This window comes from Herbaspirillum sp. 1173 (assembly GCF_031455335.1).
GTDB lineage: Bacteria > Pseudomonadota > Gammaproteobacteria > Burkholderiales > Burkholderiaceae_D > Herbaspirillum > Herbaspirillum huttiense.
The window spans coordinates 674,459-688,233 of sequence record NZ_JAVDSP010000002.1 but is presented as its reverse complement, the minus strand read 5'-3'; the positions used below and the strand labels follow the sequence as shown (position 1 = coordinate 688,233).

General features: G+C 65.8%; 12 protein-coding genes. 7 read left to right on the top strand and 5 right to left on the bottom strand.

Annotation, left to right across the window (positions count from 1 at the left end):
* The first annotated feature begins 131 nt into the window (after positions 1 to 131).
* From J2X56_RS11130 to J2X56_RS11100, 7 genes are all read left to right on the top strand, one after another.
* Positions 132 to 1,607, top strand: a complete 1,476-nt coding sequence (locus J2X56_RS11130; protein WP_310160261.1) for an ATPase domain-containing protein — start codon at positions 132 to 134, stop codon at positions 1,605 to 1,607.
* A gap of 2 nt (positions 1,608 to 1,609) precedes the next feature.
* The gene (locus J2X56_RS11125) at positions 1,610 to 2,005 is read left to right on the top strand and encodes a response regulator (RefSeq protein WP_134136627.1); all 396 of its coding nucleotides are present in this window, start codon (positions 1,610 to 1,612) and stop codon (positions 2,003 to 2,005) included.
* Between the two features lie 248 nt (positions 2,006 to 2,253).
* A complete protein-coding gene (locus J2X56_RS11120; RefSeq protein WP_232729682.1) occupies positions 2,254 to 2,667 on the top strand; it encodes a response regulator in 414 nt (137 codons plus the stop codon).
* Positions 2,668 to 2,833: 166 nt separating this feature from the next.
* Entirely contained in the window at positions 2,834 to 3,544 is a 711-nt protein-coding gene (locus J2X56_RS11115) for a response regulator transcription factor (protein ID WP_034331370.1), read from the top strand.
* Between the two features lie 463 nt (positions 3,545 to 4,007).
* Complete coding sequence (locus J2X56_RS11110; RefSeq protein WP_121043664.1) at positions 4,008 to 5,327, top strand: MFS transporter; 1,320 nt, start codon at positions 4,008 to 4,010, stop codon at positions 5,325 to 5,327.
* A 118-nt stretch (positions 5,328 to 5,445) separates the two neighbouring features.
* Positions 5,446 to 6,720: a DUF3142 domain-containing protein gene (locus tag J2X56_RS11105; RefSeq protein WP_310160248.1), complete on the top strand. Its 1,275-nt coding sequence runs from the start codon at positions 5,446 to 5,448 to the stop codon at positions 6,718 to 6,720.
* An 8-nt stretch (positions 6,721 to 6,728) separates the two neighbouring features.
* Positions 6,729 to 9,245: a hypothetical protein gene (locus tag J2X56_RS11100; protein WP_310160246.1), complete on the top strand. Its 2,517-nt coding sequence runs from the start codon at positions 6,729 to 6,731 to the stop codon at positions 9,243 to 9,245.
* A 3-nt stretch (positions 9,246 to 9,248) separates the two neighbouring features.
* On the opposite strand, the gene J2X56_RS11095 is transcribed toward J2X56_RS11100, so the two are convergent.
* From J2X56_RS11095 to J2X56_RS11075, 5 genes are all read right to left on the bottom strand, one after another.
* Positions 9,249 to 9,608, bottom strand: coding sequence for a PleD family two-component system response regulator (locus J2X56_RS11095; protein ID WP_121043658.1), 360 nt, complete (start codon positions 9,606 to 9,608; stop codon positions 9,249 to 9,251).
* Between the two features lie 133 nt (positions 9,609 to 9,741).
* The gene (locus J2X56_RS11090; RefSeq protein ID WP_310160242.1) at positions 9,742 to 10,602 is read right to left on the bottom strand and encodes an SDR family oxidoreductase; all 861 of its coding nucleotides are present in this window, start codon (positions 10,600 to 10,602) and stop codon (positions 9,742 to 9,744) included.
* 134 nt (positions 10,603 to 10,736) lie between these two features.
* Entirely contained in the window at positions 10,737 to 11,903 is a 1,167-nt protein-coding gene (locus tag J2X56_RS11085) for a cytochrome c (RefSeq protein ID WP_310160239.1), read from the bottom strand.
* Positions 11,904 to 11,906: 3 nt separating this feature from the next.
* On the bottom strand, positions 11,907 to 12,725 hold the full coding sequence (locus tag J2X56_RS11080) for an ABC transporter ATP-binding protein (RefSeq protein WP_310160237.1): 819 nt from the start codon (positions 12,723 to 12,725) through the stop codon (positions 11,907 to 11,909).
* A complete protein-coding gene (locus tag J2X56_RS11075; protein WP_121043646.1) occupies positions 12,719 to 13,753 on the bottom strand; it encodes an ABC transporter permease in 1,035 nt (344 codons plus the stop codon). Before J2X56_RS11075 ends, J2X56_RS11080 begins: the two co-directional genes overlap by 7 nt.
* Between the last annotated feature and the right edge of the window lie 22 nt (positions 13,754 to 13,775).

Here is a 13,775-nt window from a genome sequence, read left to right as displayed (position 1 = left end):
CGCAGGTATTTACCTCCCCAAGGTGCAACTTTTGCGGTGTATGACAACCTTAGTCATACCGTGGGCAATCGTATAATGACGAAAAACTCATTAAATCTTTGCACAATAATAAGCACCGAGCCTTCATCCACATGAGCCATCTCCCGCAGTCTCCCTTACCTGCTGCCGCTGCGACGCTGCGGCCCAGCCGCATTTCGTTGATCAGCACGGGCATTGCCGGTTTCGACGAAATCCTGGGCGGCGGCCTGCCGGCGGGCAGCCTCTATCTGATCCAGGGACTGGCCGGGAGCGGCAAGACCACGCTGGCCTCGCAGGTCGGTTTTGCGCAGGCTCGCAGCGGCAACAAGGTGATGCTGCTGACGCTGATCGCCGAATCGCACGCCAAGATGCTCAATCATGTGAGCAATTTTGACTTTTTCAATGAGAGCCTGGTCGGCGACCAGATGCAGATGTTGAGCGGCTACGGTGCGCTGGCCAGCGAAGGCCTGCGCGGCCTGCTGCGCCTGATCAGTGCCGAACTGAATCGCCATCGCCCGGCCATGCTGATCATCGACGGGTTCCGCTCGGTGCGGGATTCCGGTCCGTCGGACCTGAACCTGTCCGAATTCATGCATTCCCTGAATGCGCTGGTATTCACCATGAATTGCACCACCTTGCTGCTGTCGCCGGTGGAAGGCAACATGCCCGAGTCCGAAAACACCCTGGTCGATGGCGTCATCGAACTGAGCCAGCACGAGTCCGGCATGCAGCTGGAGCGCGAGATCAAGGTCTTCAAGCTGCGTGGAGCCAATCACCTGCTGGGCAAGCACGTCTTCGAGATCAACCAGAGCGGGGTCGAGATCTTCCCCCGCTTCGAAGCCACCGCCACCCGCGCCGGCAAGGTGCCGGGTACCTCGGATCGTTATGTCAGCGTCGGTATCCCGTCCTGGGACAAGTGCATCGGCGGCGGCGTGGTCAGCGGTTCGCTGACCTGTCTGCTGGGCAGCCCCGGCGTGGGCAAGACGCTCATGGGGCTGCACTTCATCGAACAAGGCTTGAAGGACGGCCAGCAATGCCTGATCCTGGGCTTCTACGAATCCCCCGAACGCCTGCTGGCCAAGGCCCGCAAGGCCGGCATGCAGCTTGACGAACATATCGACAGCGGCGCGCTGCAGGTGATGTGGCAGCTGCCGCTGGAAATGCTGTGCGACGACCTCGCCAAGCGCATGCTGGACAACATCGCGCGCCGTGGCGTGACGCGCCTGTTGATCGATGGCGTGGATGGCCTGCGCAGCATCGTGGTGCAGCAGCAGCGCATGCGTCCCTTCCTGGTGGCGCTGACCAATGAACTGCGCGCGCGCGGCGTGACCACCTTCATCACCGAGCAACTGCCGTACTTCCGCGAATCGCAGCCCCAGGTCGACCCCAATTCCTCGCAGCTGTACGAAAACATGATGCTGCTGGAATACGTGGTGAAGGACAGCGTCAACCGCCGCCAGATTTCCGTGATGAAACTGCGCGAAAACGGCTACGACGGTGCCAGCCGCCTGATGAACATTTCGGATGCCGGCATCGAGATCGATGGCCTGGTGACCCCACTTGCCGCGCCGGTTGCGGATGGACGTTGACCATGTCCGGAGCGTCACCCCCACAGCAGGCGGCACTGCCCCTGCTCCTGATCGTCGACGATGAGATCGATATCACCGATACCTATGCCATGCTGCTGGAGCTGCATGGCTATCGGGTGGTGACCGCCGTGCACGGGGCCGACGCGCTGGCCAAGGCGCAGCAGGCCTGGCCGGACCTGGTCATCTCGGACTGCATGATGCCGGTGATGAACGGGCTGGAGCTGTGTGCGGCCCTGCGCGCGTTGCCGGGAGGCGCCACGCTGCCCATCATCCTGTGCAGTGGTGCCCCGGAACGTCACGATCTGTCGCAATCCAGTCACAACCTGTTCCTGCGCAAGCCGGTCTTCTTCGAGCAAATGCTGGCCGAAATCCAGCGCCTGCTGACCGCACGCCCCTGATCCATCCCCCCGTCTGAGTCCGCCTGCAGCCAAGCTCTGCCTTGGCCGGGCGCGGCCTTGCGTCTTGCTTCCCTTCGCTTTTGCCCGCACGCCCCTGGCTGCGTGCCGGCCCCGCTTGTGCCTTGCGTTTGCGCAATGTTGTCCAAGTTTCAGGAATTTCCTGATATCGCGTTTTGTCGCCAACCATCACCATCAGTCACAACAAGTCACCGTGACATCTGGTGCGGGACAGAGGGCAGGAGGGAGACGTGGTGGCAACTATCAGCAAGGCACCGACCGTGATGGTCGTGGAAGATCATCCCGAGTCGCGCGAGATGCTGTGCGGCATCTTGCAGCAGGGCGGACTGCAGGTGGTGGCGGCGGCCGATGGCGTGGATGCCATCGCGCAGATGCAGGAGCAGGCCCCCAGCCTGGTGCTGACTGACCTGCGCATGCCGCGCATGGATGGCATGGAGCTGGCGCGCTACATCAAGTCGCATGAACGTTTTTCCCCGATTCCGGTGGTGCTGATCAGCGCCCACCTGCCGGCGGCCAGTGCGCGCATTCCCACGATCGCCGCTTTCCTGCTCAAACCCTGTTCGGTCGACCACCTGCTCGGGACGGTCACCGGCCTCTTGCGCCAACACGCGCAAAGCCAGGCCCAGTGGAGTTTTCAGGTGTAAGGCATCTGCGAGTTTTTATGATTTTATCCGCAGATATTTTCTGTATAACGTTGTGATTATGGAAAGCATTTCCACGCCTGCAGCTGGCTCCGGGGTCAGGTTCCGGAGGGGGAGCGGGGATGCTCCGGCAGTCATAAAAACAGGTTTCGTCCGGAACACAAGAGTGATGAAAGTACTTATCGTAGAAAGCGATCTCGACTGGCGTAACACGTTGAGCGCACATGTGGGGGAATTGGGTTACGAGATCTCGGTCTGCTCGGCACTGGGCCAGGCCAGGGACATCCTCAAGAGTCGTCAGCCCGACATCCTGTTATCCGACATCGGCTTGCCAGACGGCAGCCTGCTGCCCGAACTGGCATCGTTGCGGCAGAATTTCCCGTCCATGGGCATCATCATCCTGACCGCTGCTACCCGCAGCGAGGAACGGGTGCGCTGCATGAGCGACGGGGCCGATTATTACCTGGTCAAGCCGGTCAAGCTGGAAGAAGTCTCGGCCACGCTGACGGCCCTGGCGCGCCGCATGAAGACCGCGCCGCACCAGAGTTCGCCCCAGTCGGAGAAATGGGCCTTCAACCGCCGCTCGGGACGCCTCTCCAGCAATGGCTCGGTGGCACTGCAATTCACCGACAAGGAAAGCACTGCCCTGGCGGCGTTGCTGCAAAGCCCCAACTATCCGGTCTCGCACGCGCAATTGTTCGACCTGCTGCGTTCCGGCGGCGAGGAATACGATGCGCATCGCATCGATGCCCTGATCTACCGCGTGCGCCAGAAATTGCGCTCGCTGGAGGAAGCGCCCATGCAAATCCGCAACATCTATGGCGAAGGCTTCCTGATGCTGCGCCGGTCCTCGGCGGTCGATATCGTGCTGGAATCCTGAGGCTGCGCTGCCGCTGCCGGCTCGCATGTGCGGGGGCGGGCAGGGCGCTCCCGGATTTTGGTCAGTTGCTTCACATTGTCATGAAGCTCGCTTTGCAGCAGTGGCTGCCTGGCGGGCTTCTTTGCTTTTCCAGGTCAGGAAACTTCATATCGGCCCGGAACCGGCAGGGATGCTGCCAGTGCCTGCCCGGGCAGCAAGAAATGCTGCGTTGCGGAAGCTTTGCCGGTTTTTGGGGTATCATTAAGCAAGTTTCGACGCTAAATCGTATTTCTTCGCTTTACGTTTTCCGCTGAATCTGTCCTTCGCAGACATGTCCTGATCTTTCCTGGCATGCCCTCTGCGGCCACCCGAACGAACAAGTTGAAGCAGGCCATCCGGCCCGCTGCGGCATTGCCATGGGCGTCATTGTCCCGGGGCGATGTGGCGGCGGACCGGGTCGCCGCTTTGCCGTTAGTGAACCATCATGACCACTTCCGCTGAATCTGCTGAATTTACCGGGGCTCTGAACGAGTCCCAGCACCGACCGCTCACTTCCTCCGACTACCGCACCCTGGGGCTGTCCGCCCTGGGCGGCACGCTGGAGTTCTACGACTTCGTCATCTACGTGTTCTTCGCGGCGGTGGTCGGCAAGCTGTTCTTCCCGGCCGACATGCCGGAATGGCTGCGCATGCTGCAGACCTTCGGCATCTTCGCCGCCGGTTACCTGGCGCGTCCGGTGGGCGGCATCATCATCGCCCACTACGGCGACGTGATCGGCCGCAAGCGCATGTTCACGCTGTCCATCTTCCTGATGGCGGTGCCGACGCTGGTCATTGGCCTGTTGCCGACCTACGCCAGCATCGGCGTGGCCGCACCCATCCTGCTGCTGTTGATGCGTACCCTGCAGGGCGCTGCCATCGGCGGTGAAATGCCCGGTGCCTGGGTCTTCGTGGCCGAACACGTGCCGGCCAACCGCTACAGTTTCGGCGTCGGTTCGCTGACCGCCGGCATCACCGGCGGCATCCTGCTGGGTTCGCTGATGGGCATCTTCATCAACAGCGTCTACGCACCGGCTGAAGTGGCGGGCTACGCCTGGCGCATTCCCTTCATCCTGGGCGGCGTGTTCGGACTGGTCTCGGTCTACCTGCGCCGCTATCTGGAAGAGACCCCGGTGTTCCGCGAGCTGGCGGCGCGCCGCAAGGAATCCAATGAACTGCCGCTCAAGACCGTGTTGCGCGAACACCGCGCCGCCAGCGTCCTGACCGCGGGCATGACCTGGTGCCTGTCGGGCGCGGTGGTGGTGGTGATCCTGATGACGCCGTCCTACCTGCAGACCGTACACCACCTGCCGGCCAAGCTGGTGATGCAGGCCAATTGCGCCGGCACCCTGATGCTGACCATCGGCTGCCTGGCCATCGGCTGGCTGTGCGACCGCATCGGTACCCGCGCCAGCATGATCATCGGCTGGGGTGGCCTGGGCCTGTCGACCTGGTGGTTCTACGGCCAGCTGCCGGGTTCGCCCGAGTCGCTGATCTGGGGCTATGCACTGGTGGGCCTGTTCGTGGGCAGCATCTCGCTGACCCCCATCGTCTCGACCCGCGCCTTCCCGCCGCCGGTGCGCTTTACCGGCCTGTCCTTCGCCTACAACATGGCCTATGCCGTCTTCGGCGGACTGACGCCGGTGCTGATCTCGCTGTGGATCAAGGCTGACCCGCAAGGGCCGGCGCTGTACGTGATCGGCCTGTCCATCCTGGGCGTGCTGCTGGCCTTCGTGCCGATGAGCAGCAAGGGCTACAAGGCCTGATCGCGCCCCGCCTGCAAGGCTGACCAGGCCCGGTGACCGCAAGGTGCCGGGCCTTGGTTTTTTGGGCGTCGGCTCGCGTACAATGCCGGCCAACCGGAACTCCACCTCGCCGACGACCATGCCCCTCGCCTTCCTGCCCGCGCGCTTTGCCAGGCGCAGTTGCCTGTGTCTGACCTGGGTGCTGCTGGCTGTATTGCTGGCGGCGTGTTCCCGCCATCCTGTCCCTGCCGAAAAGCTCTCCCAGGACGTCTACATCTGGCAGCGCCAGTGGACTCCGTCACTGCGCACGGCGCTCTCTGCTTCCAATGCCCAGGTGGCGCGCTGGCACGTGCTGGCGGCCGAACTGGGGGCCTCCGGCCGCTGGATCGACATCACGCCCGACGCCGAGGCGCTGGCCAATACCGGCCGCCCGCTGCTGATGACGGTGCGCATCAACGGCCAGCTGGCGCGCTTCGATGCGGCCGCGATCCAGGATCATCTGCTCGCACTGCTGGCCGCCTGGCGCCAGCGCGGCCTGCAACCGGCTGCGCTGGAAATCGACTACGACTGCGCCACGGCGCGCCTGCCCGAATACACCGCCTTCCTGCGCAGCCTCAAGGCCCGGATTGCACCGACGGATCTGACCGTGACGGCCTTGCCGACCTGGCTGGCCAGCCCGCAGCTGGCGCCACTACTGGCCGTGGCCGATGCTTCCACGCTGCAGGTCCACGCCGTGCTCGATCCGCGCCTGGGCCTCTTCGATGGCGAGCGCGCCCGCGACTGGATGCGCCAGTACGCCGCGCAGACGCGCCGCCCCTGGCACGTGGCGCTGCCGGCCTATGGCTCGCGCGTGAGCTGGGACAGCCAGGGCCGCATCGCCGCAGTCGAAAGCGAACGTCCGCTCCTGACCGGCGGCTTGGGGCGTGAACTGATGGCTGAACCGCAAGTGATGGCGCGCTTCGTGGCCGAAGTGGAAGCGGCCCCGCCGCCGGGACTGGCCGGGCTGATCTGGTTCCGCCTGCCGACCGGCGATGACCGCCGCGCCTGGAGCCTCTCGACCTGGCTGGCCGTGCTGGAACGCAAGCCGCTCAAGGGAGGCCTGGCGGTGCAACTGGTCGCCGGGCAGGGCAACGACGCGCCCGCCGATATCCGCATCGACAATGCCGGCAATGCCGACGCGCCCTTGCCGCTGCGCGTGCGGGTGAACCTCGCGCCACGGGATGCAGCGTCTTCAGGGAACGTCTGCAGTGGTGACGGCATCAATGGCTACACGCTGGAAAGCGATGCCCGGGGACGCTACCTGCGCCTGGGCCAGGCTGGCCTGCTGCGCGCCGGCAGCAGCCGTACCATCGGCTGGCTGCGCTGTGCCGACGGCACGCCGGCCCCCGAACTCACACTGGAAATGGGATCCTGATGACAAAAATGAAGTGTTCTGCCGCTGCCCCCCGCGCCACGGGCCAGCGCAGCCTGCCCCGCCTGGGCCGCATGACCAAAATCGCCTGCGCCGCCAGCAGCCTGCTGGTGCTGGGTGCGGCCACGGTGGTGGCCTGCGGGCCGGATTTCCCGCTGCAATTGCTGGATGACCGCGCCGGTACCCTCAGCAATACGCCAGCCAATTCCTTCGCCTGGGAAGCTGCGCATCTGGTGACCCCGGCCGACAAGCTGCAAGCCGATGAACGCAGCGGCTACGAACAGGCTGCAGGCCAGCCCGACGATCCGCGCTCGCTGCGCATGATCGAGAAGGGCCAGCTGGAGGGCGCCCAGTGGGCTGCCCTGCAGGCCATGCGCGCCGCTTCCGATGGCGAGTCCGCCTATGCGGCCGGTGCGGCTTTGCCGCCGGCCATTCGTCTCTACACGGCAGGGGCGCAGGACTTTCGCGCCAATGCCCTGGCAGCGGCACGCCAACGTTTCGAAGCGGTACTGGCACTGCCGCCGCAGCAGGCCAGCGAACGCGCCGTGTGGGCGGCCTTCATGCTGGGCCGTCTGCACGCCATCGAGGGGCGGCGTGCCGAGGCGATTGCCAGTTTCACCAGAGCGCGCACGCTGGCCGTGGGCGGCGCGCCCGATCCGCTGGGGCTGGCCGTGGCCAGCTACGGCGAGCAGGCGCGGCTGATGCTGTCGGGGCAGAGCGGTCCCTGCAACTGGTCCGATTTCAATGAAGGGCGGGATTGCGGCGAGACCATCCCGCCGGCCGATTTCAAGCAGGCGATCCGCTTGTATGCAGAGCAGGCGGCACGCGGGTCAACCAACGCGCAGGATTCGCTGACGGCACTGGCCTCATGGAGCCTGGGACACGCCGACATCAGCGCGGCGCTGATCGATGATCCGGTCGCACAGCGCCTGCTGGTGGCCTATGCGCTGGCGCGCGTGGGCGACATGGCCGAAGGCAGCGGCAACGGCGACAGTTACTACGATCCGTCCGCGCCCAACAGCGGTTCGTCCGGCTATCCCGATGCGGCGCGCAGTGCCAAGGTCAAGCCCAACAGCGTCCTGGTGACCCTGGTCGATGCCCTCAAGCGGCGCGGCCTGGAAAAGATCGAAGGGGCCGACCGCGTGGCCGCGCTGGCCTATCGCACCGGCCGCTACGACCTCGCTGCCACGCTGGCGAACCGGCAGGAGACCGCCTTGTCCTGGTGGGTACGCGCCAAGCTGGCGCTGCGCAAGGGGGACACCGCCGCCGCCGTGCAAGCCTACGCGCGCGCTGCGCAGGCCTTCCCGCGCAACGATGCCAGCCTTGACCCATCCAATGCCAGCCTGCTCATGGGCGAACAGGGCGTGCTGACGCTCTCGCGCGGGCAATATGTGGAAGCGCTGGCGCAGTTCCACCAGGCTGCCAGCGACAGCGCCCGCCAGTCACGCGGTGGCTACTACGGCGACTATGCCTACGCCAATGACATGGCCTATGTGGCCGAGCGCGTGCTGACCACCGATGAACTGAAAACCTACGTCGATGCCCATGCCCCTGCCTCGCCCATGCCGGCACCGGAGGCCGTGGCCAAGGCAGTGCAGAAGCAGGGTGGAGGACCGCAGTCGGTGCGCTGGGTGGCCGTGGGCCTGTCGGCCATCACCGTGGAAGACAACCTGCGCCAGCTGCTGGCGCGGCGCCTGGTGCGCGACGGGCGCGTGGAAGAAGCGCTGCCCTACTTCCCGGACGATCGCGACGAGCGCTTCATCCAGAGCACCTACGATGCTGAGGGCCACGAAGTCCCGGCCGGCTGGCGCATGCGCGCCAAGGCGCGCGAGTACGGCCAGGCACTGGACCGCGGGCAGCATGCCTGGCGCGCCAGCAGCCGCGCCCAGGGCTGGTACGAGGCCGCCGTCATTGCGCGCCGCCAGGGCATGGAGATCATGGGCTATGAACAGGGACCGGACTATGCCGTCTACGGCGGGAGCTATCCGGGCGGTGCCGGACGCGGCATGGGCATGTATGGCAACGAGGACAAGCCATTGCCGGACAACCCGCAAGCCAGAGCCCAGGCCGATCTCCCCGGTCCGCTGGTGACCGACGGCGAGCGCCAGCGCTATGCCGCCACTGAAGCCAAGCCCTACAAGCGTTTCCATTACCGGGATATCGCGGCGGACTACGTCATGAAGTCGGCCGATGCCTTGCCCGCGCGCTCGCAAGCCTTCGCGGCGGTGCTGTGCCAGGGGGTGAATTTCGTCTATTACGATCAGCCGCGCGCAGAACAACTCTATCTGCGCTACGTGAAGGAAGGGGCGGCCGTGCCGTTCTCGGCCGACTTCGGCCAGAACTGCGTGGAGCCGGACTTTGCCGCCGCCGCCCGCTTCCCGTACGTGCAGGCATGGCGCAGCACGCGCCGCTGGGTCGCGCAGCATCGCGCGCTCAGCGCGGCGCTGTTGCTGGCGGCCGTGGCGGGCGCAGGATTGGGCGTGGCGCAATGGCGCCGCCGCCAGCGTGCGGCAAAGACGGTCGCCTGAGTTTCAGTTGACCAGCTCGCGCTTCAGTTCGGAGATGAGGGCGGGATGCAGCGCGCCGGCACAGAGAAAAGCCGGCCACTTGCCCTTGACCAGATCCATCTCGCGCTCATCGCGGCACAGCAGGATCACCGGCACGTCGGCCAGCTGCTCCTGCGCCTTGAGGTAATGCGCCAGACGCAGGCCGCTCATGCCTTCCATGGCCAGCTGGGCCAGCACCACGTCAGGGCGGTCCAGGGCAATGTGCTCGATGGCGTCAGTGCCGCTGCTGGCGATCTGGATGTCGATGTCGTTGATGGCCAGCCATTCGGTCAGCGCACGGCTGACTTCGGGCTGGGTGGTAGCGATCAGGGCGGTCTTGTGCATGAGTGGACTCTCGCGAAGTCATGGGGCAAGCTCATCATGCACCGGCGGCAACATGGCTGCCATCGGGGTTTTCCTGAGGCAAGCTGCCGTCCCTGCATGTAGGGACAGCATGAGGCAATGCCTGCAGACAAGCTCAGGTATTGACGATCTCCCCGCCATTGGGATGCAGCACCTGACCGGTCATGTAGGAGGCGCCTTCGGTGGCAAGAAAGACATAGGCCGGTGCCACCTCATCGGGCTGTCCCGGCCGTCCCAACGGCACGTTCTTGCCGAAGCTGGCCACTTCTTCCTCACTGAAACTGGCGGGAATCACGGGCGTCCAGATCGGCCCCGGTGCCACTGCATTGACGTGGATGCCGGCCGGTGCCAGCTGCTGCGACAGCGAACGCGTGAAGGCCACGATGGCGCCCTTGGTGGCGGCATAGTCCACCAGATGCTTGCTGCCGCGATACGCGGTCACCGAGGTGGTGTTGATGATGCGCGCGCCCCGCGTGAGGAAGGGCATGGCTTCCTTGACCAGATAGAACATCGAGAAGATGTTGGTGCGGAACGTGTGCTCCAGCTGCTCGGCCGAGATCTGTTCGATGCTTTGTGCGGGGTATTGCTGGGCCGCATTGTTGACCAGCACGTCCAGCCTTCCATAGGCATCCATCACGGACCGCACGGCGCTGCGGCAGAACTCCGGCGAACCGACGTCGCCGGGGATCAGCAGGCAGGGTGCATCCAGGGCCTGGATGTCTTTCTGGGTCAGTCGCGCATCCTCTTCCTCATCCAGATAGACGATGGCCAGCTTTGCCCCTTCGCGCGCATACGCCAGCGCCACGGCACGGCCAATGCCGCTGTCGCCGCCCGTGATGAGCGCGACCTTGCCTGCCAGCCGCCGTCCGGGTTGGCCGGCCGGTGCGCTGTGCGGGCGCGGGTGCATCTCTTGTTCGCTGCCGGGTTGATGGGCTTGGTGCTGGGGCGGAAGGCCTTCGGGTTTGGTATCGCTCATGCTGTCCTCCATGTATGGATGGCTTATAGTAAAAAGTCCATACGAGCCGGTCTGTAGTCCCGCACCCTGATGTGGGTGAGGTCGCTCACTGACGGCGGTGACGGAGAGGCTGAAGATGAGGTGCGTGCCGGCCGCTAATGCACAAAGCCACCCTTGATGAAGCGTACCGGTTCGGCATCCATGGCAGCGATGAGCTGGTCGATGCCGCCGGCCGCTTCTGCATTGGCGGGTTTGGCCGCCGCGCCTGCCAGGGGAGAGCGGCACAGCATGTCGCTCTGCGACCAGGCCCCGTCGCTGCTGCGCGCACGCAGCCAGCCGTCGCGGTCGGCGATCAGTTCGGTACCGGGCAATTGCGACACCGTCAGACCCGTGAGGATGGCGATGGCGCGCAAGGCGCTGGCGTCATGGCTGGCGCAATCGATGGTACCGACCGCACTGCGCGGTGCACGCCCGTCGCTGCCCAGCAGCACCGATTGCAGCCGAGGGTCTTCCGCCGGTGCACTGGTCCCGGCCACCACCAGCCGGATGCGCTGGCCCTGCCATTGCCGTGCATGCGTCACGCTGGCGCGGCGGCAATCCAGCGCCAGGTCGGGCAGGGCCACCGGACGCGGCCAGGTGCCGGTCTCGCGGGCCGCCACGCCGGCTGCATTGGCTTTCATGAAATCGATCAGGTCCCAGCGCTCGGTCACGCTCAGGCGTTCGGCATAGCCCGGCATGCTGCCCTTGCCATGGCGCAGGCTCCAGTAGAGGTCGCCATCGAAACGCCGCCACAGCAAGCCGCTGGACAGATTGGGCGGGGCGATCGGCAGCGACAGCGCCAGGGGCGTATTGCCGCGTCCATCCGCACCGTGGCAGGCCAGGCAATGGCGTGCATAGACCTGCTCACCGCGCACGATGCTGGTGGCTGAAAAAGGCGCAGGAGAGGTCTGGAAACTGGTCGGCGTGGCCGCCGTGGTGAGCAGCGCGGCATCGGGCCACGGCGCGCACCAGCCCAGCGCCACGGCGACGCCCAGCAGCGGCCAGCGGCCGCGCCGCCAGCGCCAGGCCAGGGCCAGCAACAGCAAGGCTGCGCCCTGCCAGGCCAGCGCGGCGAGCAGGGCGCGCACCACGTTGCGGTCGATCAACATCACTTCGCCGGACAGGCGCAGTGCAAAGGGCCAGGCCGGCTGGCCATCGATGGTCGGCACCAGATGCAGCCAGCCCAGCAACTGCAACAGGCCTAGCTGCAATGCTTGCATGGTCTGCAGGATCAGGTTGATGCAGGCTTCCCAATCGAGCTGCAGGCTATCCGTCCACGACATCGCTTACCAGCTGTCATCCAGGCCCAGGTGGCGCAAGGCTTCGTGGCGCAACTGCGCCAGCTTCGGATCGCCGCGATGGCGCGGGTAGGGCAGGTCGACCTGGATCTCGGCGCGGATGGCGGCCGGCCGCTGGCCGAAGATGATGACCCGCTGCGCCAGGAACAGCGCCTCTTCCACATCGTGCGTCACCAGCAGCGAAGAGAAACCGCGCCGCTGCCACAGCGCCACCAGTTCGCTCTGCATGGACAGGCGCGTGAGCGAGTCCAGCTTGCCCAGCGGCTCATCCAGGATCAGCAGTTGCGGATCATTGACCAGCGCCCGCGCCAAGGCCACGCGCTGGGCCATGCCGCCGGAGAGCTGATGCGGGAAGACATCGGCGAATTCCTCCAGGCCCACCAGCGTGAGCGCATCGTCCACGCGATGGCGCTGCTGCTTGAGCAGGCCGCGTGCCTGCAGGCCCAGGGCGACGTTGTCCCAGACGGTGCGCCAGGGATAGAGCGTCGGGTCCTGGAACACCACGATCCGCGAGGGATCAGGCCGGGTGATGGGCTGGCCGTCTTGCCGGATCTGACCGGCCGTGGCCGGTTCCAGCCCGGCCACCAGGCGCAGCAGGGTGGACTTGCCGCAACCGCTGGGACCGAGCAGGGCGACGAATTCGCCGGGCGCAACCTTGAGCGAAACCTCGTCCAGCACTTGCAGCGGACCTTGCCCGCCCTTGCGCTCGAACCAGTGGCTGACCTGTTCGATATCGATCTGCGCGCCGGTCACGCCGGCCTCCGCAGTGGCCGCAGGGACGGCGGCGGGAGAAGTGATGCTTACCATTTGACGGTGCCTTTCTGCCACGACAGGGCGTGATCGCGGACCTTGAACAAGAGCGTGATGAGTCCCGAGCACAGGATGGCCATCACGAACAGCGCCGCATACATGTTGCTGTAGGCGGCCCAGCCCTGGGCCCATTGCAGGTACCAGCCTAGCCCGGCTTTCACGCCCATCATCTCGGCGGTGACCAGCACCGAGAAGGCCGCGCCCAGTCCCATGAAGAGTCCGACGAAGACCTGCGGCAGTGCCGCCGGAATCGCGACCCGCAGCACCAGGAAGCGTTCCGACGCGCCCAGCGTGCGGGCCACGTCGTAGTAGCTCTTGCTGACGGCGGCCACGCCCGACCACGTGAGCACGGCAATCGGGAAGAAGCTGGCCAGTGCGATCAGGAACACCGCGGCGGCATAGCTGGAGGGTGCGAAGAAGAAGGCCAGCGGCAGCAGCGCCGAGGCCGGCACCGGCCCCAGGAAGCGCAGCACCGGATGGACCCAGTAACCGGCGATGCGCGACCAGCCTATCCATACACCGACCACGAAGCCGACCGTGGCACCGCTGGCAAAGCCGTGCGCCAGCAGCCGCAGCGAATGCGCGGTGGACAGACCCAGGCGCGGCCAGTCCTCGCCATAGACTTCGATGAGCGCTTGCGGCGGGGCGAAGAAGGGCGTGGGCAGCACGCCCAGCTTGGCGGTGAGGATTTCCCACACGCCCAGCAGCAGCGGCAGGGCGATCAGCCATTGTGCCGCCGGGCGCAGCAGGAACACCACGCGCGCCGTCCACGGGCCGCCCACCGACAGCAGGGCCAGCACTGCGGCCACCGTCAGTGCCGCCACGCCGAATTCATCGGTATAGGCCCAGTCGGAAAAGCCGACTTCCTTGTTCGGCCATTGCAGCACCAGCGTGCCCAAAGCCAGCCAGGTAACGGCAGCCAGCAGGCCGCCGCGCCATAGATTCAGGCGCGCAACGCGTTGCAGGGCGGCCGCTTGCGGCGCAGCGCCAGCTTGCCCGGGCAGGTGATCAGTGGTGGTAGTCATGTCATGCTCCGTGGTAGAGGGC